The following is a 24,997-nucleotide window of genomic DNA, read 5'->3' as shown; positions in this document are numbered from 1 at the left end:
GCACAGTTTATTCGATGCGCTCGCATCGGTTTCCGGGGTACCGTTCCGATGCAAGCGCATTGGTACGAGGACGGGAAAGGTGAGCGGTCATGCGGGACGCCCTGTGGAGGATGCCGGCCGCCGCGCAGGCGGAGGCGGTGCGCGGCGCGGAGATCTCAGCCGCCGAACTGGTGGACAGTCACCTCGATCGCATCGCCGAGGTCAACCCGCGGGTGAACGCGGTCACGCAGCTCATGGCGGAGCGCGCACGCGAGGCCGCGGCACACGTCGACCGCCGCCGGGCCGCCGGTGAGACGCTGGGGCCGCTGGCCGGCGTCCCCTTCACGGTGAAGGAGAGCACGCCCGTCGAAGGCGTACCGACCACGTTCGGCACCGCGCGCTTCCGCGACCTGGTGGCGGCGGCCGACGCGCCGCCGGTGGCGCGGCTGCGCGCGGCCGGAGCGATCCCCATCGGGCACAGCAACATCCCCACCCTGATCATGGCCGGGATGCACACCCGCAGCGAACTGTTCGGCGACACGGTCAACCCGTGGGACAGCGGCCGCACCCCCGGCGGCTCCAGCGGGGGCGACGCGGTGGCCGTCGCCACGGGCATGGCCGCGCTGGGGCTCGGCAACGACTCCGGTGGATCGGTGCGCATCCCCGCGCAGTTCTGCGGGGTGGCCGGACTCAAGCCGTCCACGGGACGCTTCCCCGCCGACCACCGGGTGCTGGGCCCGGCCGACCCGGGCCCGGCGTCCCAGATCCTGGTCACCGACGGCCCGCTGGCCCGTACCGTGGGCGATCTGCGGCTGGCGTACGAGACGCTGGCGGGCACCGACCCGCGGGACCCGCGCGCCGTGCCGGTCCCCGCCTACGGCGCACCGCTGCCCGGGCCCGTGAAGGTCGCGGTCGTGACGGACCCCGGCGGGCACGGCGTCCACCCCGCGATCCGCGCGGCCGTCGCGACCGCCGCCGACGCGCTCCGCGACGCCGGGTACGACGTGCGCGAGGTGCCGGACGTGCCCCGGCTGGAGGAGGCTCTGGAGGCGTACGGCCGGATCGTCGTGACGGAGTTCGCGCCGTCCTGGCCGGCGGTGCGCGGGCTGCTCGGCGACGGCGGGGACCGCTACCTCGCGATGGCCATGGAACAGACCCCGCCCGCGGACGCGGCGGAGTTCATGACGCTGATGAGCACCTGGATGACCGTCCGCCGCTCCTGGGCGGAGTTCCTCGACACCTACCCGCTGCTGCTCGGCCCGGTCTTCACCGAGCCACCGGTGGAGCCCGGGATCGAATCGCGCGACCGGGCGGGGCGGGACCGGGTCGGGTCGGCCATGCGCCTGTGCTCCGCGACCAGCTTCGTGGGCGTCCCCGCCGTCGCCGTACCGACCGGGCTGGCCGACGGCCTGCCCTGCGGGGTGCAGATCGCCGGGCGCGCCTTCCGGGAGGACCTGTGCCTGGACGCGGCCCAGGCCATCGAAGACCGGCTCGGGGTGCTCACCCCCGTCGACCCGCGAGCGGGCGGCCCGGCCGGCGCGCCTCCCGGGCGGTAGCGGGTCGGGTCCGTACGGCGAACGCGCACCCCGCTCGTACGGACGGGGGCGCCGGACCGCTCGGTCCTGCGCCCCCGTCACCGTGGGCCGTGGCCCCGTTGTGCCGCCGTCCCGCTACGCCTGCGCCTCGGCCGCCGCCTTGTCGGCGAGCTGGGCATTCAGCGCGCGCTCCACACCCGCGCGGGACTCCGTCACCAGACGCCGCAGCGCCGGCGACGGCTTCGCCGCCTCCAGCCACGCGTCCGTCTCCGTCAGCGTCGCCCCGCTCACCTGGATGCCCGGGTACAGACCGACCGCGATCTGCTGCGCCATCTCATGGCTGCGGGAGTCCCACACGCTCTTGAGCACCGCGAAGTACTCCGGCGTGTACGAGGCCAGCAGCTCGCGCTGGTCCGCCTGGACGAAGCCGCCGATGACGGCCTCCTGCATGGCGTTGGGCAGCTTGTCGCTCTCCACCACCAGCGCCCACGCCTCGGCCTTCGCCTCCCGCGTCGGCCGGGCCGCCCGCGCGTACGCCGCGTGCCGCTCGCCCGCCGAGGTGCGGTCGCGCTCCAGCTCGGCCGCGATCTCCTTCTCGTCCGCGCGCCCGGTGGCCGCCAGCCGCTGGAGCAGCGACCAACGCAGCTCCGTGTCCACGGCCAGCCCCTCCACGCTCCGCGAGCCGTCCAGCAGCCCGGCGATCAGCGCCAGTTGCCCGTCCGTACGGGCCACCGAGGTCAGCGCCCGCGCCCACGCCAGCTGGTGGTCGCTGCCGGGCGCCGCCTCCGCCAGGTGCCGCTCGGCGGCCTCGCTCCAGCGCAGCAGTCCGCTCTCGCGCCACTCCGGGTCGGCGTAGAAGTCGAGCGCCATGGACACCTGGCGGTGCAGGGACTGCACCACGCCGATGTCCGTCTCCTTGCCGATGCCCGAGAGCACCAGCGCCAGGTAGTCGCGGGTGGCCAGTTCGCCGTCGCGGGTCATGTCCCACGCCGAGGCCCAGCTCAGCGCGCGCGGCAGCGACTCGGTGAAGTCGCCCAGGTGCCGCTGCACCACGGCCAGCGACTCCGGGTCAAGACGCACCTTGGCGTACGACAGGTCGTCGTCGTTGAGCAGCACGACCGCCGGACGCATCTGCCCCACCAGCTGTGGGACGTCCGTCAGTTCTCCGTCGACGTCCAGCTCGATCCGGTCGCGCCGCACCAGCGCGCCGTCCGTCAGCTCGTACAGACCGATGGCGATCCGGTGCGGGCGCAGCGTCGGTTCGCCGGTGGCGCCGGGCGGCAGCGCCGGGGCCTCCTGCCGTACCGCGAACGAGGTGATCGCGCCGTCCCCGTCCACCGTGAACTCCGGACGCAGCACGTTGATGCCGGCCGTCTGGAGCCAGGCCTTGGACCAGGCGCCCAGGTCCCGGCCGCTGGTCTCCTCCAGCGCGCTCAGCAGATCGGTGAGGCGGGTGTTGCCCCACGCGTGCCGCTTGAAGTACGCCTGCACGCCCGCGAAGAACGCGTCCATGCCGACGTACGCCACCAGCTGCTTGAGGACGGACGCGCCCTTGGCGTACGTGATGCCGTCGAAGTTGACCAGGACGTCGTCCAGGTCACGGATCTCGGCCATGATCGGGTGGGTGGAGGGCAGCTGGTCCTGCCGGTACGCCCAGGTCTTCATGGAGTTGGCGAAGCTGGTCCAGGCGTGCGGCCAGCGGCTGCCCGGCGCGTGCGCCTGGCAGGCGATCGAGGTGTAGGTGGCGAACGACTCGTTCAGCCACAGGTCGTTCCACCACTCCATGGTCACGAGGTCGCCGAACCACATGTGGGCCAGCTCGTGCAGGATCGTCTCGGCCCGCATCTCGTAGGCGGCGTCGGTCACCTTGGAGCGGAAGACGTACTGGTCGCGGATGGTGACCGCGCCCGCGTTCTCCATGGCGCCGGCGTTGAACTCCGGGACGAACAGCTGGTCGTACTTGGCGAACGGGTAGGGGTGGTCGAACTTCTCCTCGAACCAGTCGAAGCCCTGCCGGGTCACGGCGAAGATCGCCTCGGCGTCGAGGTGTTCGGCCAGCGAGGGCCGGCAGTACAGGCCCAGCGGCACCGAACGCCCCTCGGGCCCCTCCCAGCTGCTGTGCACCGAGTGGTACGGGCCCACGATCAGCGCCGTGATGTAGCTGGAGATGCGCGGGGTCGGCTCGAACCGCCACACGCTGTCGGCGGGCTGCGGGGTGGGCGCGTTCGAGATGACCGTCCAGCCCTCGGGCGCCCGCACGGTGAACTGGAACGACGCCTTCAGGTCGGGCTGTTCGAAGCAGGCGAACACCCGCCGCGCGTCCGGCACCTCGAACTGCGTATACAGGTACGCCTGCTCGTCCACCGGGTCCACGAACCGGTGCAGACCCTCGCCCGAGTTGGTGTACGCGCAGTCGGCGATCACCACCAGCTCGTTGTGGCCCTCCGCCACGTGCGGCAGCACGATCCGGGAGTCGGCGAAGACGTCCGAGGCCGGCAGCACCTCCCCGTTGAGCGCCACATGGCTGACCGAGGGGGCCACCAGATCGATGAAGCTCGCCCCGGCCTCGCGCGCCGTGAAGTGCACGGTCGTCTCGGAGCGGAAGGTGCCGCCCTCCTGGGCACCGGAGAGATCGAGCGCGATGGTGTAGGTCTCCACGCTCAGCAGCCGGGCCCGCTCCTGGGCCTCTTCTCGGGTCAGATTCGTGCCAGGCACCAGTTCTCCTTCACGTACACGTGGGTACTCCTGTACTCCGTCCGGTCATCCTTCCACGGGCCACGCACACCGGGGCGGTGCGCGACCTGTGCCGCGCCCGCCCCGGTGCCGTTCACCGTCCCCGCGTGGGGGTCAGGGTGAGGTCAGGAGCCGCTCACCTTCTCGATGATGATCCCGCCGCTGCCCGTCACCGTTCCGGCGGCGTTCAGCAGCTTCACCTCGCCGAAGAACTCGCGCCCGGCGGAGGCGTCACCGGCGGCCGAGATGACGGTCACCTCGGCGTCGATCTCCGCGCTCGCGCCGCTGGCCAGCGAGACGACCTGCTCCTCGTCCACGGCGACCGTGCCCAGCTCGGGGGAGAGGTAGGCGTCGCGGTAGTCGTAGGCGGTGGACCCGGACGGGATGGCGTACGCGTGCACCTCGACGGTGTACGTGCCGGCCGCCGGGTTGGTCAGGACCACGCTCTCCTCGGAGCCGCCGGAGGCCGACTGGCCGACCAGCGTGCCGTCCCGGTACACGTACAGGTCCAGGTCGGCGGCCGGGTCCGAGGTGCCGCCGATGACGGCCTCGAAGCGGGTGACGCCGGCGGCCAGTTCGACCGTGCTGGTCTGGTACGCGCCGGTCTCGATGGTGGGCCGGTCGGTCACCACCGAGCCCAGGTCACCGGCGGACAGGGAGCCCTCGATCGGCGCCAGCGTGTTGCTGACCTCCCAGCTCACCGGGAGCGGGGTGCCGACGGTGGCCTCCTCGACGGTGACCGTGCCGGGCTCGAAGACGGTGCCCAGGGCGGTCGCGGTCATCGTGTACGGGTTGTCGAGGTGCGGCGAGGTGCGCCGGGCCTCGACCTCGATCTCCCACACGCCCGGGGTCGGGTTCTCGTAGGACCGCAGATCGGGGCGGCAGGTGTTCGAGGGGTTGGTGTAGTTGGGGTAGCAGTTGACGGTGGAGGAGTTGTCCGCCAGCGTGCCCCACGGGGTGATGGCGATCCACCGGGTCTGGCTGCCGTCGGTCAGGCCGTCCAGCTTGACCTCGAGGCTCTTGGTGCCCTCGGGGACCTTGATGAAGTACGAGGTGCTGGCGTTGCGCTGCACCGTCGAGGACGTGGTCACCGCGTAGGAGGGCCCGGCGAGCTGCTCGGTCACCAGGATGGTGCTCAGGACCTGGAGGTCCACGCCCTTGGTGGAGCGGTCGTCCACGCCCAGCAGCACGCTGTGCGCCCCGGCCGAGCGCGGCTTGGCCTGCACCTTGACGGTGACCGGCTTGTTGAGCGGCAGCGAGACGGAGCTGTTGCCGACCAGCGAGAAGGTCTTGTCGTGGTTGTTGTCCAGGGTCAGCTTGTGCTGGACGTTGCGGTTCGGCCCGCTGGTACGGGTCAGGGTGATGTCGTACGTCTTGCGCTCGCCGACCTTGGGGGCGGTCTCGCGGTCGTACACGCCGGTGCCGAAGCCAGGGGTGGCCAGGAACTCGGCGAGATCACTGCTCACCGGCGCCTTGACGGTGTACTCGTGCGCGGTGGCGCCCTTGGTGATGAGCTTCCACGCGGCGACGGTGTCCACCAGGCCCGCGCCCTGCTCGTGCGCCTGCACCCCGGAGATGGGGTCGGCCGAGGAGGTCAGCGCGGTGCGCAGGTCGGCGGCCGACAGCTCGATGCCGCGCTGCTTGGCACCGGACAGCAGCAGCGCCGCCGAGCCCGCCACCTGCGGGGAGGACATCGAGGTGCCCTGGAGCATGCCGTAGCCGGGCGGCAGGTCGTAGCCGGCCTCGGCGACCGGTGCGCCGGGCTGCCAGGTCGGGATGGTGTTGATGGAGGCGCCGGGCCCGGTGATGGTGGGCTTGAAGCCGCCGTCCGCGCGCGGTCCCGCGGAGGAGAACGGCAGCATGGCGTACTTCTTGGTCACCCCGGAGCCGTAGTTGGCGGCCCAGGTCTCCTTGGAGATGGCGGCGCCGACGCTGACGACCTTCTCGGCGACCGAGGGGTCGGAGACGGTGTTGACACCCGGGCCGTCGTTGCCGGCCGAGATGAACAGCTGGACGTCGTAGGTGTCGATCAGCTCGCTGTACACGCGGGCACGGGCGTTGTTGCCGTCGTTGAGCGCGGGCAGACCGCCGATGGAGACATTGACGAGGTCCACGTCGCGGTTGACGACGAGGTCGATCATGCCCTCGAACATGGCGGTGGCGGTGCAGCCGCCGCCGAACCGGCAGGCGCGCGAGGAGACGACCTGCGCGCCGGGGGCGGCGCCGTCCATCTTGCCGCCGAACAGGCTGTTGGCGGCGGTGATACCGGCGACGTGGGTGCCGTGCCGCCCGGAGACGATGCCGATGTTGACGAAGTCGCGGGTCTCGCCGATCCAGTCACCGCCGTAGGGGTCCATGGGGACGTCCTCGCGGATCTCCACCACGAACGGGACGGACTCGGCGATCTCGGTGTCCGGGTTGTCGGTGCCGAAGTAGCCGATGTCGTGGTTCTCGCGGTACGGCTTCATCTCGGCTTCGTCGGTGAAGTCGCCGTCGTCGTTCAGGTCCACGCGCACGGTGCCGGCCGCCGGGTCGTACAGCACGGCCCAGGCGCCGTCGGTGCGGCCGTCGCGGTTGACGTCGCCGCCCAGCTCACCGGCGGCGATGTTCTCCCGGAAGATCGAGACGTAGTAGTCGCCGGCCGGGGCCTTGTAGTCGCGGCCGTTGTAGCTGAAGGTCTCGCCGGAGACCGCGGTGGTCATCGGGCGCCAGGAGCCGTCGCTGTCGATGATCGGGTCGGTGGCGGTGACCCAGTCGGTGACCTTGCGCTCGCCGGTCGTGGTCTCCTGGAGGGAGGGGTGGGCGAGGTCGACGCCGGTGTCCAGGATGCCGATGGTGATGCCGCGGCCGTCGTACTTCTTGTTCTGCTTGACGAAGTCGACGGCGCCCGTCTCGTGCGAGGGCTGGTACGGGTTGGCGGCCTTGGTGGTGGCGTCGGGAGCCGGGTAGGACGTTCCGTTGCCGCCGGAGCCGTGGCCGCGGCCCAGCTCCGTGTCGGGCAGCGGGTCCGGTACCTGGATCTCCTCGTTGAGGTCGATCGCGTACACGGAGGACAGCGCCCGCGCCTCGTCGATGGCCTCGTCGGCGGCGCCGGTGCGCACGGTGGCGCGGACGTAGCCGATCTCGTCGAGGGTGTAGCCGACGGAGGCACCCCGGACGGCGTCGAGCGCGTCGCTGACCTCGTCGGTCTGGCCGGGCTCGGTGGCGATCATCAGGGTGACGTGCGGCTCGCCGGCGGCCTTGGCCTCGGCGAGCAGCGTCGCGTCATGGGTGCCGAACTTGTCGTCGATCGGCTTGTCCGCGGCCGAACGGGTGAGCGCGTCGCTCTCGGCGGCGAAGGCGGGCAGCGCACCCGTGACGGCCAGCGCGCTCACCAGCCCGGCGGCGAGCGCCACCCGGGCGGTCCGTGCCGAGCGTCTCCTGCCGGTGGCAGGGGGAAACAGGGGAGAAGTATGAGACATGGGCATCCTTGTTCGGATTCCGGAACCGGATGACCGGTCATCATACGTAAATGATCACTTGATGTAATGGCTTTACAAGATAGTTGTCGCATTCCTGTCATGGACGATTGAAGAAATCGTGCCCGGGGTATCTACGCGCGAGGATCGCCGCAAAAGGGTCGTAAAGCCCCCAAAAAATGGGAACGCCCGCAACGGCCCAGGCCGTTGCGGGCGTCCATCCGCCAGCGGAGCGCCGGTTACGCTCCGTGCTCCTCCTCGGATTCCCGCGCCTCCCGGGATTCCTGCGCCTCCTGCGCCCGCAGCGCCCGGTGCAGATCGTCCCGCTGCTCCAGCACCAGCCGGCGCAGCGCCGGGGCCGCATCCTGATGGGCGTTCAGCCAGGCGTCGGTGGCCTCCAGCGTCGCCCGGTCCTGCTGATGGCCCGGGAACAGGCCACGCACCACCGACATGCCGATCTCGATCGACCGCTGCTCCCACACCCCTTCGATCACCTCGAAGTAGCGGGCGGTGAACGGCGCCAGCAGCTCCCTCTGAGACGGCCGCGCGAAACCGTCGATGGTGGCCTCCACCAGCGCGTTGGACAGCGCGTCGGATTCCACCACCGCCGCCCAGGCGGCCTCCTTCACCTCCGCCGAGGGCCGCGCCGCCAGGCAGCGCACCTGGTGGCGGCGGCCCGAGGCGGTGTCGTCACGCGTCAGCTCCCGCGCCAGCTCCGCCTCCCCGATCCGGCCGTGCGCGGCCAGCGGCAGCAGCATCGTCCAGCGCAGCTCCTGATCGACGACCAGGCCCTCGATCCGCTCCTTGCCGGACAGCAGCCCCTCCAGCAGCGCGAAGTCCGCGTCCGAGTCCGCCCGGCCGGCGAAGAACCGCGCCCAGGCCAGCTGGTGGTCGCCGCCCGGCTCGGCCCGCCGCAGCTCCTCCCCGGCCGCCCGCGCCAGCTCGGCCGCCTCCTCCGCGCGCCGCGCCCGCGGCAGGTACCACTCCAGCGCCGAGTCGGCCCAGCTGAGCACCATCTGGAGCACGCCGATCTGCGTCTCGGCGCCGCCGAAGCGGCGCACCAGCGTCAGGAAGTCGGCGGCCGGCAGCAGCCCGTCCCGGGTGAGGTTCCACAGCGCCGACCAGCACAGCGCGCGGGCCAGCGGGTCCTCGACGGCGCCCAGGTGCTCGCGCAGGGTCTCCAGCGAGGCCGGGTCGAAGCGGGTCTTGCAGTACGTCAGGTCCTCGTCGTTGACCAGCACCAGATCGGGCCGCTCCGTGCCCACCAGCTCGTCCACCACCGTCAGCGCGCCGGCCACATCGACGCCGGCCACGGCGTACCGTACGAGCCGCCCGCCCTCCGCCAGCCGGTAGAGACCGACCTGCACCCGGTGCGGGCGCAGCGTGGGGTGGTCCTGCGGCGCGTCCTGCTCGATGGCCAGCTCGGCGATCCGGCCGTCCGCGTCGTGCCGCAGGCGCGGGGTCAGGGAGTTGAGCCCGGCGGTCTGCAGCCAGGCCCGCGCCCACTCGGCCATGTCGCGCCCCGAGGTCTCGGTGAGCACGGACAGCAGGTCCGACAGCCGGGTGTTGCCGTAGGCGTGCCGCTTGAAGTAGCGCCGCGCGCCCTCCAGGAACGCGTCCTCCCCGGCGTACGCCACCAACTGCTTGAGGACGGAGGCGCCCTTGGCGTAGGTGATGCCGTCGAAGTTGAGCTTGGCGTCCTGCAGATCGCGGATGTCCGCGGTGATCGGGTGCGTGGAGGGCAGCTGGTCGGCACGGTACGCCCACGCCTTGCGGCGGTTGGCGAAGGTGATCCACGCCTCGTCGAAGCGGGTGGCGCCGTGCGAGGCGTAGGCGCCCATGAAGTCGGCGAAGGACTCCTTGAGCCACAGGTCGTCCCACCACTCCATGGTGACGAGATCGCCGAACCACATGTGGGCCATCTCGTGCAGCAGGGTGTTGGCGCGGGCCTGGTAGGCGGCGCGGGTGGTGCGGCCGCGGAAGACGTACTCCTCGCGGAAGGTCACCAGGCCCGGGTTCTCCATGGCGCCGAGGTTGTACTCGGGCACGAACGCCTGGTCGTACTTCCCGAAGGGGTAGGGGAAGTCGAAGTGGTCGTGGAAGAAGTCCAGACCGGCCTTCGTGGTCGCGAAGATCTCGTCCGGGTCGAAGTGCTTGGCGAGCCCCTTGCGGCACAGCGCGCCGAGCGGGATCTCCAGCGTGGTGCCGTCGGCGAAGGTGCGGGAGTAGTGGTCGCGCACCTGGTGGTACGGGCCGGCCAGCACGGCGGTGATGTACGTGGAGATGGGCTTCGTGGTCGCGAACGTGTGCCGTACCCCGCCGCCCTCCGGGGGCGCCGACTCGCCGGTGGCGGCGCCGTTGCTGAGCACCACCCATTCCCGCGGGGCGAGCACCGTGAAGGCGTAGGGCGCCTTGAGGTCCGGCTGCTCGAAGTTGGCGAACACCCGGCGGGCGTCGGCCGGCTCGTACTGGGTGTAGAGGTAGGTCTCCCCGTCCTCCGGGTCGGTGAAGTGGTGCAGGCCCTCACCGGTACGGCTGTAGGCGCAGCGGGCGTCGACGATCAGCTCGTTCTCGGCGCGCAGGCCCTCCAGCCGCACGCGGGTGCCGTCGAAGACCCGGTCGACGTTGAGCGACTCCCCGTTCAGCGTCACCGAGTGGACGTGCGGGGCGATGAGATCGGCGAAGGTGTCCGCACCCTCCTCGGCGCAGGAGAAGCGGATGGTGGTGGTGGAGCGGAACGTACGGGGCCCGGAGGCGGGAGCCGGACCGGCCGCGTCGCGTACGTCCAGGACCACCTCGTACCCGTGCACGGTCAGCAGCCGGGACCGTACGCCCGCCTCGTTGCGGGTCAGGTTCTCTCCGGGCACGACGTTTCTCCTCATGTCTGGCATACGGAAGGGGCCCGGCCAGCATGTCATGGGGCCGTGCGATCACCGGCGGGTACCGGGAATGCGCCCGGGGATGGTGAGGTTGTAGCGGCAACAACCGTCACCTTCTGGAGGAGCCGAGACCATGTCGGAGAAGACCCCCGCCGATTTCTGGTTCGACCCGCTGTGTCCGTGGGCGTGGCTGACGTCGCGCTGGATGCTGGAGGTCGAGAAGGTACGGCCGGTGGAGGTGCGCTGGCACGTGATGAGCCTGGCGGTGCTCAACGAGCCCCGCAAGGACGAGCTGCCCGAGCAGTACGCGAAGGTGCTGGAGACCGCCTGGGCCCCGGTGCGGGTGCTGATCGCGGCCGAGGAGCGGTTCGGCAGCGAGGTGCTCGGCCCGCTGTACACGGCGCTCGGTACCCGCTTCCACCTTCAGGAGAAGCCGCGTACCAAGGAGACGATCGTCGAGGCCCTGGAGGAGGCCGGGCTGCCGGTGGAGCTGGCGGACGCGGGGGACACCGACGCGTACGACACGGCGCTGCGCGCCTCGCACAAGGCCGGGATCGACCTCGTGGGCCAGGACGTGGGGACCCCGGTGATCGCGGTGCCGGGCGCGGACGGCGAGCAGATCGCGTTCTTCGGCCCCGTGGTGACCCCGGCCCCCAAGGGCGAGGCGGCGGCACGGCTGTGGGACGGCACGCTGCTGGTGGCGAGCACCCCCGGCTTCTACGAGATCAAGCGCACCCGGGACGCGAAGCCGCAGTTCGACTGAGGCGCGCGCCGCGCGCCGCGCGTCATCCGGCGCGCGAGATGCTGAACGGCCCCCGCGTATGTGGCACGCGGGGGCCGCTCTTTTTCACCTGCCCGGTGAAACGGTGAGAAGACGATCACGCGAGCAGGAGCCTGCCGCCGCCGGCCTTGGCGGCGGTGTACCGGGCGGCGACGTCCTGCCAGTTGACGACGCGCCACATGGCCTCGACGAAGTCGACCTTCTGGTTGCGGTACTGCAGGTAGAAGGCGTGCTCCCAGGCGTCGAAGACGAGGATCGGGACGGACCCCTGGCCGATGTTCCCCTGGTGGTCGTAGACCTGCTCGACGACCAGCCGGCCGCTGAGCGGCTCGTAGGCCAGCACGCCCCAGCCCGAGCCCTGGGTGGTGGCGGACGCCTTGGACAGCTGCGCCTTGAAGCGCGCGAAGGACCCGAACGACTCGGCGATGGCGTCGGCCAGCTCCCCGGTCCCGTCCTTCTCCAGCGGCTCCCCGCCGCCGTCACCGGTCATGTTGCGCCAGTAGATGGAGTGCAGGATGTGCCCGGAGAGATGGAACGCGAGGTTCTTCTCCAGGCCGGTGACGTTCCCCCACTGATCCTTCTCCCGCGCCTCGGCGAGCTGTTCGAGGGTGTCGTTGGCGCCTTTGACGTAGGCGGCGTGGTGCTTGTCGTGGTGCAGCTCGATGATCTCCCCGCTGATGACCGGCTCCAGGGAGGAGTAGTCGTACGGCAGCTCAGGAAGCGTGTAGGTGGCCATGCCGGTGCCTTGCCCGTCTCGCTCGAGTAATTGCATAAGACTTGCAACAACAAGTTAGCAGCATCTACCGCGTCAGCGGGCGCCGATGACACCCAGAAGGGTGGCGAGCAGCCCGAGCACGACCAGCCCGGCCGCCGCACAGATCCCACCCTTCGGAGGCGGCCCGGACCGCCGCAGCCGGACGAACCCCGCGCCGTACCGCGTCGGCCCGCACGGCGAGGCGGCCTCACCGTGCACGAAGCGGATGAGTGTGGTCATGCACGGGACGCAGGCGTGAACGGCTCTCGACCGCCCGAACCCGGCCACCGACCCGGCCCAGACCGTCGGCACGTCCCCGGCCCGGCACATGGAACACGCCCCGTTCTGCGCCCAGCCCGCGAACAGGCCGGTACGTAGCCACACCTGCGCGGGAGACGGCGTACGCGGCGTCACCGGCGCCCACCCCGGCTCCGGGCGTTCGCCTCACGCACCGGCTGCGACAACCCCTCCGACAGCGCCACCGCCTCCAGATCCCCCGGCAGCGCGAACCACTCCACGCCGCCACCCTGAGGCCGCAGCGCGACCCGTCCACCGACCCGGTCCATGACGACCCCGATCCGTCCGTTCCACGTGTCGCGCACCAGCGACCCGACATCGGGCAGGGGCGGCGGGGTGCTGTGCTGATCGTTCGTCATCGAAGCCCGCCCTCACCGAACGTTCGCCGGAGGGCGGCCGCCCGCTCGTCCGGGTAGCGGGACAGCAGCTCGAGTGCGCGTTCTCGATGGCCCTGTGATTCCTCGCGGGGGGTGGCGTCGGCCAGGCAGGCCAGCGCGAGGGCCTCGTGCCAGGGGTCGTCCAGTCCCCGGTGGGCGGACGCGGCGCGCCCGGCCAAGTCGGCAGCCTCGGAACGCTGTCCCCGATCGAGGAGGACCTGCGCGACCGCTTGCCACGCCATGGCCTCTCGGGAGCGGTTGCCGCTCCGGGCGTGCAGGTCGGCCGCACGGTGGAAGGAAGCCAGGGCCTCCTCGGCCCGGCCCGCCGCCCGTTGTGCCTTCCCGAGGGCGAGCAGCCAATATCCCTCCAGCGTCTCGGATCGCAGGTCCACGGCCAGGGCGACCGCCTCCTCGGCGCAGGCCAGGGCGGCTTCGGTTTCCCCTCGCTCGCGGTGGATCACGCTGAGCTGCCGCAGGGCGTTACCCACGCTGCGCCGGGCGCCGAGCGCGCGGTGGGCCTCCAGAGCACGCCGCGCGTCCGCCTCGGCTTCGTCCACCCGGCCTGCCGCGCAGCGGGTGCTCGACAGATTGGCCAGGGCCATGGCCGCCCGATGCCGGTCGCCGAGTTCTTCGAAGAGGGCGCGGGCACGCGTGAAGTGCTCCTCGGCTGCGCTCAACTCACGTCGGTGGAGATGGACGATCCCCAGCAGATTCGTCGACGACGCCTCGCCCCGCCGGTCTCCCAGTTCGCTACGGATCTCCAGCGCCTGTTGATGGCAGTGCAGGCTCTCCGTCAATCGGTTGACCCGGGCGTGACCCATGCCGACGCATTCCAGCAGCCGCGCTTCACCGTCCCGGTCGCCGAGTCGGCGGACGGCCAGCAAGCCTCGGTCCGCGACCACCGACCAGTCGTCCAGGGACAGGGAGGACAGCTTGGTGTCCCAGAGCACGACGGCCAGCAGCCAGGCGAACCGGTCGGGACCATCCGCCTCGGCGGCCTGCACGATCGGGACGAAGTGTTTCTGCTCCCACGCGGCCCAGTCCACGGGGGAAGCGGAGGGTGCGTCGCTCTGTGGTGTCGGCGGGGTGGCCTGCTCGTTCATCATCGAACGTCCTTCGGTTGGCGGTGAACACCTTCACTCGCCAGAGGTAACCGTCCGATTGCGGAGAGCGGTACCGTTGGCAGCGCGTGAGCGTTTAAGAGCTTTCAGTGCACGAGGGGTTGTGGATCATGCCGATTCCCGCACCGAACCACTCACTCGACCGCCTGCACCGTGAAGCGGGCTGGACGCTCCGCCAGTTCGCCCAGGCGGTCAACCGTCTCGGCACGGAGCGCGGAACGCCGCTGAGATACCGGGAGTCGTCGGTGCACCAGTGGCTCAACGGTGGTCTGCCGATGCCGCAGGTGCGTCCGCTGATCCTCGAAGCACTCGCCCGAAGGCTGGGCCGCCCGGTGACGGCGGGGGAGGCCGGATTTCCGCCTGCTCTCGGCTCCTTCGACACCCGCGCCTCTACGGTGGAAGCTCTGATCGACCTCGGGAGGCAGGACATGGATCCGTCCCGGCGTGGCGTGCTCGGGGTGGGGCTTTTCTCCGTTGCCCTGACCGTGCCCGGTTGGCCCGACGTGGTCGGCCGTATGGAGGCGGTGCAGGCCGGCAACCTGCGGCGTATGGGGGATCCGGACGTCGACGTGGTCCGCGCGATGACGGAACGCCTCTCCGAACTCGATGACGATTTCGGTGGCAGGCACGCCCGTCCCATGGCGGCGGCGTTTCTGGTCAACACGGTGGCGCCATATCTACGGGCCGAGGGCCCGGAAGACGTGCGAGCCAGGATGATGGAGGCCGCGTCCTTCCTCTGTTACATCACGGGGTGGATGGCGATGGACGAAGGACGGGATGGACTCGCACAGCGGTATTACGTGAAGGGCCTGGAACTCGCCGGTGCTGCGGGCGGCCACATGACCTACTGCCACATCCTGCGCGGCATGTCCGTGCAGGCGACTGATCTTGGACATGCCAAGGCGGCAGTGCGTTACGCCGACGCGGCAGCCGCTGCGGCGCCGACAGCGGGGCCCCGCATGCAGGCCTTCCTCACGGGACAGCAGGCGCACGCGTACGCCCTGGACCGGAATCGCCGGAAGGCGCTCCGCCTGCTGCGGGAGACGGAGGTGGGCATGGACAAGGCCACGAGTCAGGCTCCGACTTTCGGTGGCTATTCACCCGCCACCGTCGCGCTGCACACGGCAGAAGTCCAGAGCGAGTTGGGCGATGTCTCCGGAAGCATCCGGTCACTGGAGTCGCACTTCCGGCTGCGTGACAGCAGCGACAGAAGAAGGAGTGGACTGCGCTTCAACGCCAAGCTTGCGGAAAGGCAACTCAAGATCGGTCACCTGGAGGCGGCATGCTCTTCGTGGGACCGCGTCCTCGAACACTATCCGCAGGTGCATTCCGGCCGGGTCGACGGCCACATCCGGGAGATGTTCCGCCTGATCCGGCCCCACCTCAAGAACGCCACCGCCCGCAGCCTCGACGAACGAGCCCGCGCCGTCACCCCGGCCGCGCTGCACTCATAGGCGCGGTCACGCGTCCGGGATGTCTGGCTTCGCCGCGCTGAGCATGTTGCCCGGGATGATCACCAGGCGTTCGCCGGGGCCGAGCCTCACCCCCGGTGGCAGCCGGGAGTCATAGGCGGCCGTCAGGTCGCGGCCGATGACCGCCACGTCGCCGTTGTCCAGCTGCCAGATGTCCGGGCACAGCTCCTCGTCCTCCGAGTTGCCCAGGTCCTGAGCCGTCCTGCCCAGGCGTCGCGCGAACGCCGCGGACGGGTCCGCCTCCCACGGGGGTGCCATGGTGCCTCCGATCGGAGCGTGGCCATTGCCGGATTCTCACTCACCGTATCGGGGCGGGCCATCCGCGAACAGGGGGCGCCGCCCCCGCGCGAGGTGTTCGGGGCGTCTTGTGGGGTGTGGATAAGAGGGGAGGGGTTCGGGCAGTGGATTGGGCTCTTGTTCCGGGTGGGTGGGGTGGGGTCGGATAGGGGCTGGGGGATTTCGTTCTTTGGAGGATGTATATGAGCACCGCTGTACTCGCGGATCTGTTGCCCGCCCCGACCGTCTCCCGGGCCCGGGTGCAGGATGTGGCACTGGTCGTGGGTGGCGCCGTGTTGACCGGGGTGGCCGCGCAGATAGCGCTGCCCGTTCCGGGGTCGCCCGTGCCGGTGACCGGCCAGACGTTCGCCGCCCTGCTCGTCGGCGTCTCGCTCGGCCCCGCCCGCGCCCTGCTGTCGATGCTGCTGTACGCGCTGGCCGGCATGGCCGGAATGCCGTGGTTCGCGGAGGCGTCCTCCGGGTTCGGGATGCCGTCCTTCGGCTACATCATCGGGATGACCGTCGCCGCCGCCGTCGTCGGTGAGCTGGCGCGGCGCGGCGGGGACCGTACGGTGCTGCGGACCGCCGGGACGATGGTGGCGGGCATGGCCGTCACGTACGCGATCGGCGTGCCCTACCTGGCGCTGGCCACCGGCATGTCGGCGGGCGAGGCCATGGCCGCCGGTCTGGTGCCGTTCCTCATCGGTGACGCCCTCAAGGCGGCCCTCGCGATGGGCGCGCTGCCCACCGCCTGGCGCATCGCCGGTCGCCGGGGGCGCGCGTAACCGGGCCACCGCGCGCATGTCAGACTCATCCCCATGCGCGTCTATCTCGGCTCCGACCACGCCGGCTATGAACTGAAGAACCACCTCGTCGACTGGCTCACGGCGCACGGCCATGAGCCGGTCGACTGCGGTCCGCACGCGTACGACGCGCAGGACGACTACCCGCCGTTCTGCCTGCGTGCCGCCGAGGCGGTCGCCGCCGACCCCGAAGCGCTCGGCGTCGTCATCGGCGGCAGCGGCAACGGTGAGGCGATCGCCGCCAACAAGGTCGCGGGCGTACGCTGCGCCCTCGCCTGGAGCGTGGAGACCGCGAAGCTGGGGCGGCAGCACAACAACGCCAACGTGGTGGGCATCGGCGCCCGCATGCACACCACCGACGAGGCCACCACCTTCGTCGAGGTCTTCCTCGCCACCCCGTACTCCGGCGAGGACCGGCACACCCGCCGCATCGACATGCTCAGCGCCTACGAGACGGACGGCACGCTGCCGCCGCTGCCCGCCGGCGCCTGATGCCCGAGGGCCACACCATTCACCGGCTGGCCGCCGACTACCGCGAGTGGTTCGGTGGCCGGGCGGTGCGGGTGGACTCCCCGCAGGGGAAGTTCGCCGGCGGCGCCGCCCTGATCGACGGTGAGGTGCTGCGCGAGACCGAGGCGCACGGCAAGAACCTTTTCCTGGGCCTGGGCTGGCGCAAGTGGGTGCACATCCATCTGGGGCTGTACGGCAAGGTCGCCTTCGGCGACGGCCCGCCCCCGCCGCCCACCGGGCAGATCCGGCTGCGCCTGGCCACCGCCGAGGCGTACGCGGAACTGCGCGGCCCCACCACCTGCGCGCTGCTCAGCCAGGACGAGAAGGGGGCCGTGCAGCGGCGTCTGGGCGCCGATCCGCTGCGCGCGGACGCCGAGCCCGACCTCGCCTGGCGGCGGATCTCCGCCAGCCGCACCACGATCGCCGAACTGCTGATGGATCAGCGGATCATCGCCGGTGTCGGCAACGTCTACCGGGCCGAGATCCTCTTCCGGCACGGGATCGACCCCTACCTGCCGGGCCGTTCGCTGGAGCGCGCGGAGTGGGACGCGATGTGGGAGGACCTCATCCCGCTCATGCGCGAGGGGGTGCGCAACAACCGCATCGACACGGTGCGGCCGGAGCACACCCCCCGGGCCATGGGCCGGGCGCCGCGCGTGGACGGCCACGGGGGAGAGGTGTACGTCTACCGGCGCGCGACGCTGCCCTGCCTGGTGTGCGGGACCCCGGTCCGGCGTGCCGAGGTCGCGGCCCGCAACCTGTTCTGGTGCCCGGTGTGCCAGCCGGCCCGGGCCACCGGGCGCGGTCAGCCCGCCGCCACCGGCTGACCCTCGGCGACCAGTTCGCGCACGGCGCGCACCACGCGCTCCACGTGTTCGGCCGGGGTGCCCACACCGAAGCTGACCCGGATGGCCTTCAGCGGCCCGTCGCAGCCGGCCGCCCGGGCGCCGTCGCCCTCCGGGCCCAGCAGCGTACGGACCAGCGGGTGGGCGCAGAACAGCCCGTCGCGTACCCCGATCCCGTACCGCTCGGAGAGCGCCTTGGCGAACTCCTCGCTGGACCAGCCGTCCACGACGAAGGACAGCACCGACACCCGGGGCGCGTCCGGGCCGAACAGCGCCAGTTGCCGCACCCCGGGGACGGTGGCCAGCCCGGAGCGCAGCGCCGTCAGCAACTCCTCTTCGCGTGCCACCAGTTGCTCGAACCCGGCGTCGGTCAGCGCCCGGCAGGCGGCCGCGATGGCGAACGCGCCGATCACATTGGGCGAACCGGCCTCGTGCCGGGAGATGTTGTCGTTCCACACGACGCCGACCGCGCCGTCCTGCGCGGTGACGGTGTTGCTGGCGCCGCCGCCGGCCAGGTACGGCGCGGCGTCGCGCAGCCAGTCGGGGCGTCCGGCCAGGACACCGGAGCCGAACGGCGCGTACAGCTTGTGCCCGGAGAAGGCGACCCAGTCGACGCCGAGTTCGGTGATGTCGACGGGGCGGTGCGGGGCGAGCTGGGCGGCGTCCAGGACGGTGCGGGCGCCGGAGCGGCGGGCGACGGTGGCGAGTTCGGCGATGGGCCACAGTTCGCCGGTGACGTTGGAGGCACCGGTGACGCACAGCAGCTTGGGCCCGGGGGCGGCGTCGGCGAGCGCGTTGACCACGGTGGCGATGGCCTGCCCCGGGGTGCGCGGCGCCGGGAGGTACGTCACCGGGTGGCCGTGGTGCGCCCAGGGCAGCAGCGCGGCGTGGTGTTCGGTCTCGAAGACGAACACCTGGGTGCCCGCGGGCAGGGCGCCGGCCAGCAGGTTCAGGGAGTCGGTGGTGGAACGGGTGAAGATCAGCTGGTCGTCGGGGCGGCAGCCGAGGAACGCGGCCACCGTCGCCCGGCTCTCCTCGTACAGGTCGGTCGACAGCTGGGAGAGGTAGCCGGCGCCGCGGTGGACGCTGCCGTAGTACGGGGCGTACGCGGCGACCTCGTCCCACACCGCGCGCAGGGCCGGGGCGCTGGCGGCGTAGTCGAGTGCGGCGTAGCCGATCTCCCCGCCGTCCGCGAGCGGGGCGCGGACCTCGTCGCCGAGGACGGGGAGGGGGAGGGGGTGCGGGAGGGAACAGTCGGCGGTGTTCGGGGCAGGGGCGATCGGCGCAGTGGGCATGACAAAGCTCCGGGAAAGGCTGAAGGCAGGCAGAGGCAGGCTGGGTCGGGGGCGTGCGCCCTAACGCATTCGCGTGCTCATGGAAGAACTCCCTCAAGAACCGTGCTTGCCACAGACCTCGCTGCCTGCGGCCCGGTCATCACCCGGGGCACCCCGCCGACGGTTGGAGGGTTGCCGGACAGCGGGCCGGGGCCTTGATCGCTGTCACTCGTGACCTGATCGCAGACTATGTCATGCCGATCGGCGATGAACACCTTGTGTCCATATCGCGAGATCCACGGCACATGACCGCCGCCTTGACAGCTCACCGAGGGTTGGCTGATATTTACCGCATGCCAGCCCTGCCGCTTCTGACATCGCGCCGACACGTGGACCTGCTCCGCGTCACGTCGGCGTCCTGTGCGGGCTGCTGATTCCTCCCACCGCGCGGCGGTGAGCGCCGGCCCCCGGCCGCGCCCGTAACCGCCCCTGGCGCGCCGGGACTTCTGTGCGGGATGGGCACCGCGTTGCCGTGCCCTCTCCCGCTCCGCCCCGCCCTGCCGTACCGTGCGGCGCCGCTCGTCGCCCCCGGCCCCCTCCACCTCACCTTCCTCACCCCGGCCCGTCCCGCCGCGCGCCTTCGCGCGCCACCGGCCGGGTGATTCGTCCTGAAAGGACCCTCCGCCGTGGCCACCTCGCCCACGCCCAGACGGCTCAGCCGCCGCATGTCCCGCCCCGCCCACGCCACCGCGCTGATCGCCGCGATCGCCGTCGCCCTCACCGCCTGCGGCACCGACGGCACCACCAACGGCGGTGGCTCGGGCGACGGTTCGGACGGCGCCGGCGCCTCCGGCGAACCGGTGGCGGGCGGCACCCTGAAGTACGCCTTCGCCAACACCATCGACTGCGTCGACCCGCGCCAGCGCCCGCAGCTCACCTCCCGCAACGTCGGCCGCCAGCTCGGCGACCAGCTCACCGAACAGGACCCGCAGACCAAGGAGATCAAGCCCTGGCTCGCCACCTCCTGGGAGATCAGCGATGACGTGAGCGCCTTCACCTTCCACCTGCGCGAGGACGTCACCTTCTCCGACGGCGAGCCCTTCGACGCCGAGGCCGTCAAGGCCAATTTCGACGCCGTCGTCGACCTCGGCGCCCGCGCCCCCCAGGGCAGCAGCTTCATCGCCGGCTACCAGGGTTCGACCGTCCTCGACGAGTACACCGTGCGCGTCGACTTCGACGGCCCCAACGCCCAGTTCCTCCAGGCCACCGCCACCGCCTCCTTCGTCCAGCTCTCCCCGGCCTCCCTCGGCAACGACCCCGCCGACCTGTGCCTGGGCGACTTCGCCGCCTCCGGACCGTTCACCCTCGGCTCCTTCACCCCGGAGAAGTCCGTCGAGCTGCTCAAGCGCGAGGACTACGCCTGGGCCTCCCCGATCGCCGCCAACCAGGGCGCCGCCCACCTCGACAAGATCGTCCTGGAGGTCGTCCCCGAGGGCGGCGTCCGCTACGGCTCCATCACCAGCGACCAGATCGACCTCGCCGACGGCATCCCCTTCACCAACCAGGCCGAACTGACCAACCTCCCCGGCTACGGCCTGGTCACCGGCGCCTCCCCGGGCATCGCCATCCCGTACATCCCGCTCGCCTCCAGCCCCAAGCTCCAGGACCCGGACGTGCGGCGCGCGCTGAGCCTGGCCATCGACCGCCAGGCCATCGTCGACGCCATCTTCCAGGGCACCCAGCAGCCGGCCTCCGGCGTCGTCACCGCCGCCACCCCCGGCTACACCGACCAGTCCGAGGACATCCGGCACGACCCCGAGGCCGCCATCGCCCTGCTGGAAGGCGCGGGCTACGACACCGTCGGCGACGACGGCATCCGCCGCGACGCCGACGGCGACAAGCTCTCCCTCACCATCACCTACCAGTCCGGCTCCCCGGACGCCGAGGCACAGCACCAGCTCGTGCAGCAGGAGTGGAAGGAGATCGGCGTCGAACTCGTCCTCGACCCGGTCGCCACTCTCCCCGACGTGCCCATCGACGAGTTCCCCGGCGACCTCACCACCTGGAGCCAGGGCCGCGCCGACGTCGACGTCATACGCCTCGTCTACGGCTCCTCCCACCCCGAGATGAGCATGCTCTACAACCACCCGGACGAGGAACTGGACACCCTCCTCAACTCCCTCCAGTCCACCGTCGATCCCGCCGAGCGCCAGGCCATCGGCGAGCAGGCCCAGCAGCGCATCGTCGAGCAGGGTTACACCATCCCCGTCTACGACCGCTACTGGTCCTACGGCTTCGGCCCCAAGGTCGGCGGCTTCGCGGCCGACATCGAGGGCAAGCCGCTGCTGAACGAGGTGTGGATCGCACAGTGAGCCGCTACGTCCTGGTCCGGCTCGCCAACGGACTCATCGTCCTGTGGGCGGCGCTGAGCCTCTCCTTCCTGGTGCTGCATCTCGTCCCCGGCGACCCGGTGTCGATCATGCTGCGCTCCGGCGGCGGCGGCGACCCGGTCGGCGTCGACGCCGCGCAGGCCGCCGCGCTCCGCACCGAGCTGGGCCTGGACCGGCCGCTGTACGAGCAGTACACGGACTTCGTGGTCCGCGCGCTGTCCCTGGACTTCGGCACCTCCTTCGGGACCGGGGACGAGGTCAGCGCCATGCTGGCGCGCGCCCTGCCCTCCACCCTGCAACTGGCCACCGCGTCCCTGCTGCTCACCGTCGTGCTCGGGGTGGCCGCCGCGCTGGCGGCCACCCTGGCGCCCTGGGCACCGCTGCGCAACGCCGTGCTCTCCACCACCGTCGCCGGGATCTCCCTGCCCAGCTTCTGGACCGCGATCCTGCTGATCCAGGTGTTCTCCTTCGGGCTCGGCTGGTTCCCGGCGTACGGCGACAGCGACACCTCACGGCTGGTGCTGCCCGCCATCGCCCTGGCGCTGCCCAGCGCCGGGGTGCTGGCCCAGCTGCTGGCCAAGGGGCTGCGTACGGCGCTGGCCGAACCGTACGTGCGCACCGCCCGCGCCAAGGGAGCCGGGCGGCTGCGCACCGCCTGGCACCACGCCTTCCGCAACGCGTCGATCCCGGCGCTGACCATGCTGGGCATGATGATCGGCAACATCCTGGCCGGGGCCATCATCACCGAGACCGTCTTCGCCCGCGCGGGCATCGGCCGGCTGACCGCCGACGCCATCGCGGACCAGGACTTCCCGGTGATCCGCGCGATCATCTTCCTCGCCGGTGCCCTGTACGTGCTGGTCAATCTCGCCGTCGACCTCATCTACCCCAAGGTCGATCCCCGGATCGTCCTCCAGGCCGGAGCGACCTCATGACGACGACCGGGACGACCACCGGGACCACGTCCGCCGTCCCCGACGCGGGCGCCGGCACCGAGCAGGGCCACAGCCACGGCCACGACCAGGAGCAGGCGCAGGCGCAGGAACAGGCGCACGGCCGGGCCGCCCGGCTCCGCTCGGCGCTCGGCTCCCTCGCCGCCCGCCCCGGGCTGCTGCTGGCCGTCCTCTACCTCGCGCTGATCCTGGCCTGGACGCTGCTGCCCTCGCTGTTCGCCGGCGAGGACCCGCTGCGCACCAACCCGGCCGCCTCGCTCACCCCGCCCGGCGCCGAGCACTGGTTCGGCACCGACAACCTGGGCCGCGACCTGTTCACCCGCGTCGTGCACGGCACCCGCACTTCCATCACCGCCGCGCTCATCGCCGTCTCGCTGTCGCTGGTGGCCGGCACCGTGCTGGGCGTGCTCTCCGGCTACCTCGGAGGCTGGGTCGACCAGACCCTGATGCGCTTCGTCGAGGTGCTGATCGTCATCCCCGGGCTGCTGCTGTCCCTGGCCGTGGTCTCCATCCTCGGCTTCGGCGTCACCAACGTCGCCATCGCGGTGGGCATCTCGGGCGTCCCCGGCTTCGCCCGCGTCATCCGCGCCGAAGTGCTGCGCATCAAGTCCAGCGTGTACTTCCAGGCCGCCGTCACCAGCGGCACCCGCACCCCGGTCATCCTCGCGCGGCACGTGCTGCCCAACGCCTCCCAGCCCGTGCTCGTCCTGGCCGCTCTGGAGATCGGCGGCGCGGTGCTGTCCGTGTCGGCGCTCAGCTTCCTCGGGTACGGGGCGGCGCCGCCCGCGCCCGAACTGGGCGCCATGGTGGCCCAGGGCCGCGACTACATCTCCACCGCCTGGTGGCTGACCACCTTCCCCGGCCTGGCCATCGCCCTGATCGTGCTCTCCGCCAACCGCGTCGGACGCGCCCTCGAACGAACCGGAGCACAGTGATGAGCTCACCAGAAACCCTGCTCACCATCCGGGACCTGACGGTGGCCTTCCACTCCCGCCGTTCCACCGTGCGGGCGGTGCGCGGCCTTGACCTCGACCTCGCGCCCGGCCGCACCCTGGCACTGGTGGGCGAGTCGGGCTCGGGCAAGTCCACCACCGGCCTCGCCGTGCTGGGCCTGCTGCCCACCGGCGCCAAGGTCCTGGGCGGCCGGGTCACCCTGGCCGGACGCGAACTGACCGGCCTGCGCGAACGGGAGTGGCGCACCGTACGGGGCCGGGAGATCGGCTTCGTACCCCAGGACCCGATGGTCTCCCTCAACCCCGTGCAGCGGGTCGGCGACCAGGTCGCCGAAGTCCTGCGCATCCACGGCCTGGCGGAGAACACCAAGGCCGCCCGGGAACGGGCCGTCGACCTGCTCGCCGACGCCGGCCTGCCCCACCCCGCGCGCGTCGCCCGCCAGTTGCCGCACGAGCTGTCCGGCGGGATGTGCCAGCGGGTGCTCATCGCCATCGCGCTCGCCGGCGAACCCAGGCTGCTCATCGCCGACGAGCCCACCAGCGCCCTCGACGTCACCGTGCAGCGGCGCATCCTGGACCACCTGGAGACCGTCACCGAACGCCTGGGCACCTCCCTGCTGCTGATCACCCACGACCTGGCGGTGGCCGCCGACCGCGCGGACGAGATCGCCGTCATGTCCCGGGGCCGCATCGTCGAACGCGGCCCGGGCCGCCGCGTCCTCACCGAACCGACCCACGCCTACACCCGCGAACTGGTCGCCGCCGTCCCCGACATGACCGCACAACCGGCGCGCCCGGCGCCCGAGGGGGACCGGCCGCCGCTCCTCGACGTGCGCGGACTGCGCCGCACCTTCGACGGCGGCCGTACCGTCGCCGTCGACGACGTGAGCTTCACCCTCCCGGCCGGCGGCTCACTCGGCATCGTCGGCGAGTCAGGATCCGGCAAGTCCACCACCGCCAAACTCGTGCTGCGCCTGGACCGCCCGGACGCCGGCACCATCACCCTCGACGGCCAGGACCTGTCCACCCTGGCCCCGGCCGCGCTGCGCCGGCTGCGCCGCGACATCCAGCCGGTCTTCCAGGACCCGTACGGCTCCCTGGACCCGCACTTCACCGTCGCCGACTCCATCGCCGAACCGCTGCGCGCCTTCCGCGTCACCGGCCGCCGCGGCCGGCGCGAGCGGGTCACCGAACTCCTGGACCTGGTACGCCTGCCCGCCTCCACCGCCCACCGCCGCCCCAGCGAACTCTCCGGCGGCCAGCGCCAGCGCGTCTCCATCGCCCGCGCGCTGGCGCTCACCCCCAAGCTGCTGGTCCTGGACGAACCCGTCTCGGCCCTCGACGTCTCCGTCCAGGCCAGCGTGCTGGAACTGCTGACGGACCTGCGCGCCGAGTTCGGGCTCAGCTACCTGTTCATCTCCCACGACCTGGCGGTGGTCCGCCAGATCTGCGACCGGGTCGCGGTGATGCGCGAAGGCGGCATCGTGGAATCCGGCCCGGTCACCCAGGTCTTCGACCACCCCGAGCACCCGTACACCCAGGACCTCCTCTCGGCCATCCCGGGCCGCCGCGTCCGCGAACCGCTCGCGGGGTGAAGCCTGAGCCTT

General features: G+C 71.6%; 20 protein-coding genes and 1 riboswitch. Of the genes, 11 read left to right on the top strand and 9 right to left on the bottom strand.

Going from position 1 to position 24,997, the window contains the following annotated elements; translation table 11 throughout:
• Positions 1–89: 89 nt before the first annotated feature.
• Positions 90–1,535: an amidase gene (locus ACTFAP_RS08255; RefSeq protein WP_500468631.1), complete on the top strand. Its 1,446-nt coding sequence runs from the start codon at positions 90–92 to the stop codon at positions 1,533–1,535.
• 114 nt (positions 1,536–1,649) lie between these two features.
• Here the strand turns inward: ACTFAP_RS08255 and pepN (ACTFAP_RS08250) are convergent, their stop codons facing one another.
• From pepN (ACTFAP_RS08250) to pepN (ACTFAP_RS08240), 3 genes are all read right to left on the bottom strand, one after another.
• Complete coding sequence (pepN, locus tag ACTFAP_RS08250; RefSeq protein ID WP_500468629.1) at positions 1,650–4,229, bottom strand: aminopeptidase N; 2,580 nt, start codon at positions 4,227–4,229, stop codon at positions 1,650–1,652.
• 143 nt (positions 4,230–4,372) lie between these two features.
• Positions 4,373–7,708, bottom strand: a complete 3,336-nt coding sequence (locus tag ACTFAP_RS08245) for a S8 family serine peptidase (RefSeq protein ID WP_500468627.1) — start codon at positions 7,706–7,708, stop codon at positions 4,373–4,375.
• A gap of 236 nt (positions 7,709–7,944) precedes the next feature.
• A complete protein-coding gene (pepN, locus tag ACTFAP_RS08240) occupies positions 7,945–10,572 on the bottom strand; it encodes an aminopeptidase N (RefSeq protein ID WP_500468625.1) in 2,628 nt (875 codons plus the stop codon).
• A 145-nt stretch (positions 10,573–10,717) separates the two neighbouring features.
• Here pepN (ACTFAP_RS08240) and ACTFAP_RS08235 point away from each other — a divergent pair, with 145 nt between their 5' ends.
• Positions 10,718–11,347, top strand: a complete 630-nt coding sequence (locus ACTFAP_RS08235) for a mycothiol-dependent nitroreductase Rv2466c family protein (protein ID WP_451752086.1) — start codon at positions 10,718–10,720, stop codon at positions 11,345–11,347.
• 115 nt (positions 11,348–11,462) lie between these two features.
• On the opposite strand, the gene ACTFAP_RS08230 is transcribed toward ACTFAP_RS08235, so the two are convergent.
• The 4 genes from ACTFAP_RS08230 to ACTFAP_RS08215 all read right to left on the bottom strand — a co-directional run bounded on the left by ACTFAP_RS08230 (position 11,463) and on the right by ACTFAP_RS08215 (position 13,899).
• Positions 11,463–12,101: a superoxide dismutase gene (locus tag ACTFAP_RS08230; RefSeq protein WP_390116242.1), complete on the bottom strand. Its 639-nt coding sequence runs from the start codon at positions 12,099–12,101 to the stop codon at positions 11,463–11,465.
• A gap of 72 nt (positions 12,102–12,173) precedes the next feature.
• Complete coding sequence (locus ACTFAP_RS08225) at positions 12,174–12,359, bottom strand: hypothetical protein (protein WP_451752083.1); 186 nt, start codon at positions 12,357–12,359, stop codon at positions 12,174–12,176.
• A 170-nt stretch (positions 12,360–12,529) separates the two neighbouring features.
• Complete coding sequence (locus ACTFAP_RS08220; RefSeq protein WP_390116244.1) at positions 12,530–12,775, bottom strand: hypothetical protein; 246 nt, start codon at positions 12,773–12,775, stop codon at positions 12,530–12,532.
• Complete coding sequence (locus tag ACTFAP_RS08215; protein ID WP_451752081.1) at positions 12,772–13,899, bottom strand: tetratricopeptide repeat protein; 1,128 nt, start codon at positions 13,897–13,899, stop codon at positions 12,772–12,774. The genes ACTFAP_RS08220 and ACTFAP_RS08215 overlap by 4 nt, the downstream gene beginning before the upstream one ends.
• Before the next feature lie 125 nt (positions 13,900–14,024).
• Here ACTFAP_RS08215 and ACTFAP_RS08210 point away from each other — a divergent pair, with 125 nt between their 5' ends.
• A complete protein-coding gene (locus ACTFAP_RS08210; protein ID WP_500468624.1) occupies positions 14,025–15,368 on the top strand; it encodes an NsdA family TPR-like regulatory protein in 1,344 nt (447 codons plus the stop codon).
• Between the two features lie 6 nt (positions 15,369–15,374).
• Here ACTFAP_RS08210 and ACTFAP_RS08205 read toward each other — a convergent pair whose 3' ends face one another.
• Entirely contained in the window at positions 15,375–15,644 is a 270-nt protein-coding gene (locus ACTFAP_RS08205) for a hypothetical protein (RefSeq protein WP_390116248.1), read from the bottom strand.
• A 221-nt stretch (positions 15,645–15,865) separates the two neighbouring features.
• Here ACTFAP_RS08205 and ACTFAP_RS08200 point away from each other — a divergent pair, with 221 nt between their 5' ends.
• From ACTFAP_RS08200 to ACTFAP_RS08190, 3 genes are read left to right on the top strand one after another with little or no spacing between them, the layout of a single operon-like run.
• Positions 15,866–16,447, top strand: a complete 582-nt coding sequence (locus tag ACTFAP_RS08200) for a biotin transporter BioY (RefSeq protein WP_500468622.1) — start codon at positions 15,866–15,868, stop codon at positions 16,445–16,447.
• 33 nt (positions 16,448–16,480) lie between these two features.
• Positions 16,481–16,957, top strand: a complete 477-nt coding sequence (locus tag ACTFAP_RS08195; protein WP_390116252.1) for a ribose-5-phosphate isomerase — start codon at positions 16,481–16,483, stop codon at positions 16,955–16,957.
• The gene (locus ACTFAP_RS08190) at positions 16,957–17,802 is read left to right on the top strand and encodes an Fpg/Nei family DNA glycosylase (protein WP_500468621.1); all 846 of its coding nucleotides are present in this window, start codon (positions 16,957–16,959) and stop codon (positions 17,800–17,802) included. The genes ACTFAP_RS08195 and ACTFAP_RS08190 overlap by 1 nt, the downstream gene beginning before the upstream one ends.
• On the opposite strand, the gene ACTFAP_RS08185 is transcribed toward ACTFAP_RS08190, so the two are convergent.
• On the bottom strand, positions 17,781–19,115 hold the full coding sequence (locus tag ACTFAP_RS08185; protein WP_500468620.1) for an aminotransferase class V-fold PLP-dependent enzyme: 1,335 nt from the start codon (positions 19,113–19,115) through the stop codon (positions 17,781–17,783). The two genes, ACTFAP_RS08190 and ACTFAP_RS08185, sit on opposite strands and share 22 nt — an antisense overlap.
• 97 nt (positions 19,116–19,212) lie before the next feature.
• A riboswitch (SAM riboswitch) is annotated at positions 19,213–19,331 on the bottom strand.
• A 17-nt stretch (positions 19,332–19,348) separates the two neighbouring features.
• On the opposite strand from ACTFAP_RS08185, the gene ACTFAP_RS08180 reads away from it, so the two are divergent.
• The 5 genes from ACTFAP_RS08180 to ACTFAP_RS08160 all read left to right on the top strand — a co-directional run bounded on the left by ACTFAP_RS08180 (position 19,349) and on the right by ACTFAP_RS08160 (position 24,985).
• Positions 19,349–19,528: a putative leader peptide gene (locus tag ACTFAP_RS08180; RefSeq protein WP_451752071.1), complete on the top strand. Its 180-nt coding sequence runs from the start codon at positions 19,349–19,351 to the stop codon at positions 19,526–19,528.
• A 252-nt stretch (positions 19,529–19,780) separates the two neighbouring features.
• Positions 19,781–21,466: an ABC transporter substrate-binding protein gene (locus ACTFAP_RS08175; RefSeq protein ID WP_500468618.1), complete on the top strand. Its 1,686-nt coding sequence runs from the start codon at positions 19,781–19,783 to the stop codon at positions 21,464–21,466.
• Positions 21,463–22,419, top strand: coding sequence for an ABC transporter permease subunit (locus ACTFAP_RS08170; protein WP_495684030.1), 957 nt, complete (start codon positions 21,463–21,465; stop codon positions 22,417–22,419). Before ACTFAP_RS08175 ends, ACTFAP_RS08170 begins: the two co-directional genes overlap by 4 nt.
• The gene (locus ACTFAP_RS08165) at positions 22,416–23,372 is read left to right on the top strand and encodes an ABC transporter permease (RefSeq protein ID WP_500468617.1); all 957 of its coding nucleotides are present in this window, start codon (positions 22,416–22,418) and stop codon (positions 23,370–23,372) included. The genes ACTFAP_RS08170 and ACTFAP_RS08165 overlap by 4 nt, the downstream gene beginning before the upstream one ends.
• Positions 23,372–24,985, top strand: a complete 1,614-nt coding sequence (locus ACTFAP_RS08160; protein WP_500468615.1) for a dipeptide ABC transporter ATP-binding protein — start codon at positions 23,372–23,374, stop codon at positions 24,983–24,985. Before ACTFAP_RS08165 ends, ACTFAP_RS08160 begins: the two co-directional genes overlap by 1 nt.
• Positions 24,986–24,997: the final 12 nt, after the last annotated feature.

It is taken from the genome of Streptomyces sp. PH9007, assembly GCF_059813725.1.
Note: the sequence above shows the minus strand (reverse complement) of the source record. Positions and strands in the feature narration are given on the sequence as shown.

Bases quoted from the DNA above. Each gene is read 5' to 3' on its own strand.
- ACTFAP_RS08190 (WP_500468621.1), top strand. From the start codon at position 16,957: ATGCCCGAGGGCCACACCATTCACCGGCTGGCCGCCGACTACCGCGAG.
- ACTFAP_RS08185 (WP_500468620.1), bottom strand. From the start codon at position 19,115: ATGCCCACTGCGCCGATCGCCCCTGCCCCGAACACCGCCGACTGTTCC.
- ACTFAP_RS08200 (WP_500468622.1), top strand. From the start codon at position 15,866: ATGAGCACCGCTGTACTCGCGGATCTGTTGCCCGCCCCGACCGTCTCC.
- ACTFAP_RS08210 (WP_500468624.1), top strand. From the start codon at position 14,025: ATGCCGATTCCCGCACCGAACCACTCACTCGACCGCCTGCACCGTGAA.
- ACTFAP_RS08245 (WP_500468627.1), bottom strand. From the start codon at position 7,708: ATGTCTCATACTTCTCCCCTGTTTCCCCCTGCCACCGGCAGGAGACGC.
- ACTFAP_RS08205 (WP_390116248.1), bottom strand. From the start codon at position 15,644: ATGGCACCCCCGTGGGAGGCGGACCCGTCCGCGGCGTTCGCGCGACGC.
- ACTFAP_RS08225 (WP_451752083.1), bottom strand. From the start codon at position 12,359: ATGACCACACTCATCCGCTTCGTGCACGGTGAGGCCGCCTCGCCGTGC.
- ACTFAP_RS08195 (WP_390116252.1), top strand. From the start codon at position 16,481: ATGCGCGTCTATCTCGGCTCCGACCACGCCGGCTATGAACTGAAGAAC.
- ACTFAP_RS08255 (WP_500468631.1), top strand. From the start codon at position 90: ATGCGGGACGCCCTGTGGAGGATGCCGGCCGCCGCGCAGGCGGAGGCG.
- ACTFAP_RS08215 (WP_451752081.1), bottom strand. From the start codon at position 13,899: ATGATGAACGAGCAGGCCACCCCGCCGACACCACAGAGCGACGCACCC.
- ACTFAP_RS08180 (WP_451752071.1), top strand. From the start codon at position 19,349: ATGCCGATCGGCGATGAACACCTTGTGTCCATATCGCGAGATCCACGG.
- ACTFAP_RS08220 (WP_390116244.1), bottom strand. From the start codon at position 12,775: ATGACGAACGATCAGCACAGCACCCCGCCGCCCCTGCCCGATGTCGGG.
- ACTFAP_RS08235 (WP_451752086.1), top strand. From the start codon at position 10,718: ATGTCGGAGAAGACCCCCGCCGATTTCTGGTTCGACCCGCTGTGTCCG.
- ACTFAP_RS08160 (WP_500468615.1), top strand. From the start codon at position 23,372: ATGAGCTCACCAGAAACCCTGCTCACCATCCGGGACCTGACGGTGGCC.
- ACTFAP_RS08165 (WP_500468617.1), top strand. From the start codon at position 22,416: ATGACGACGACCGGGACGACCACCGGGACCACGTCCGCCGTCCCCGAC.
- ACTFAP_RS08230 (WP_390116242.1), bottom strand. From the start codon at position 12,101: ATGGCCACCTACACGCTTCCTGAGCTGCCGTACGACTACTCCTCCCTG.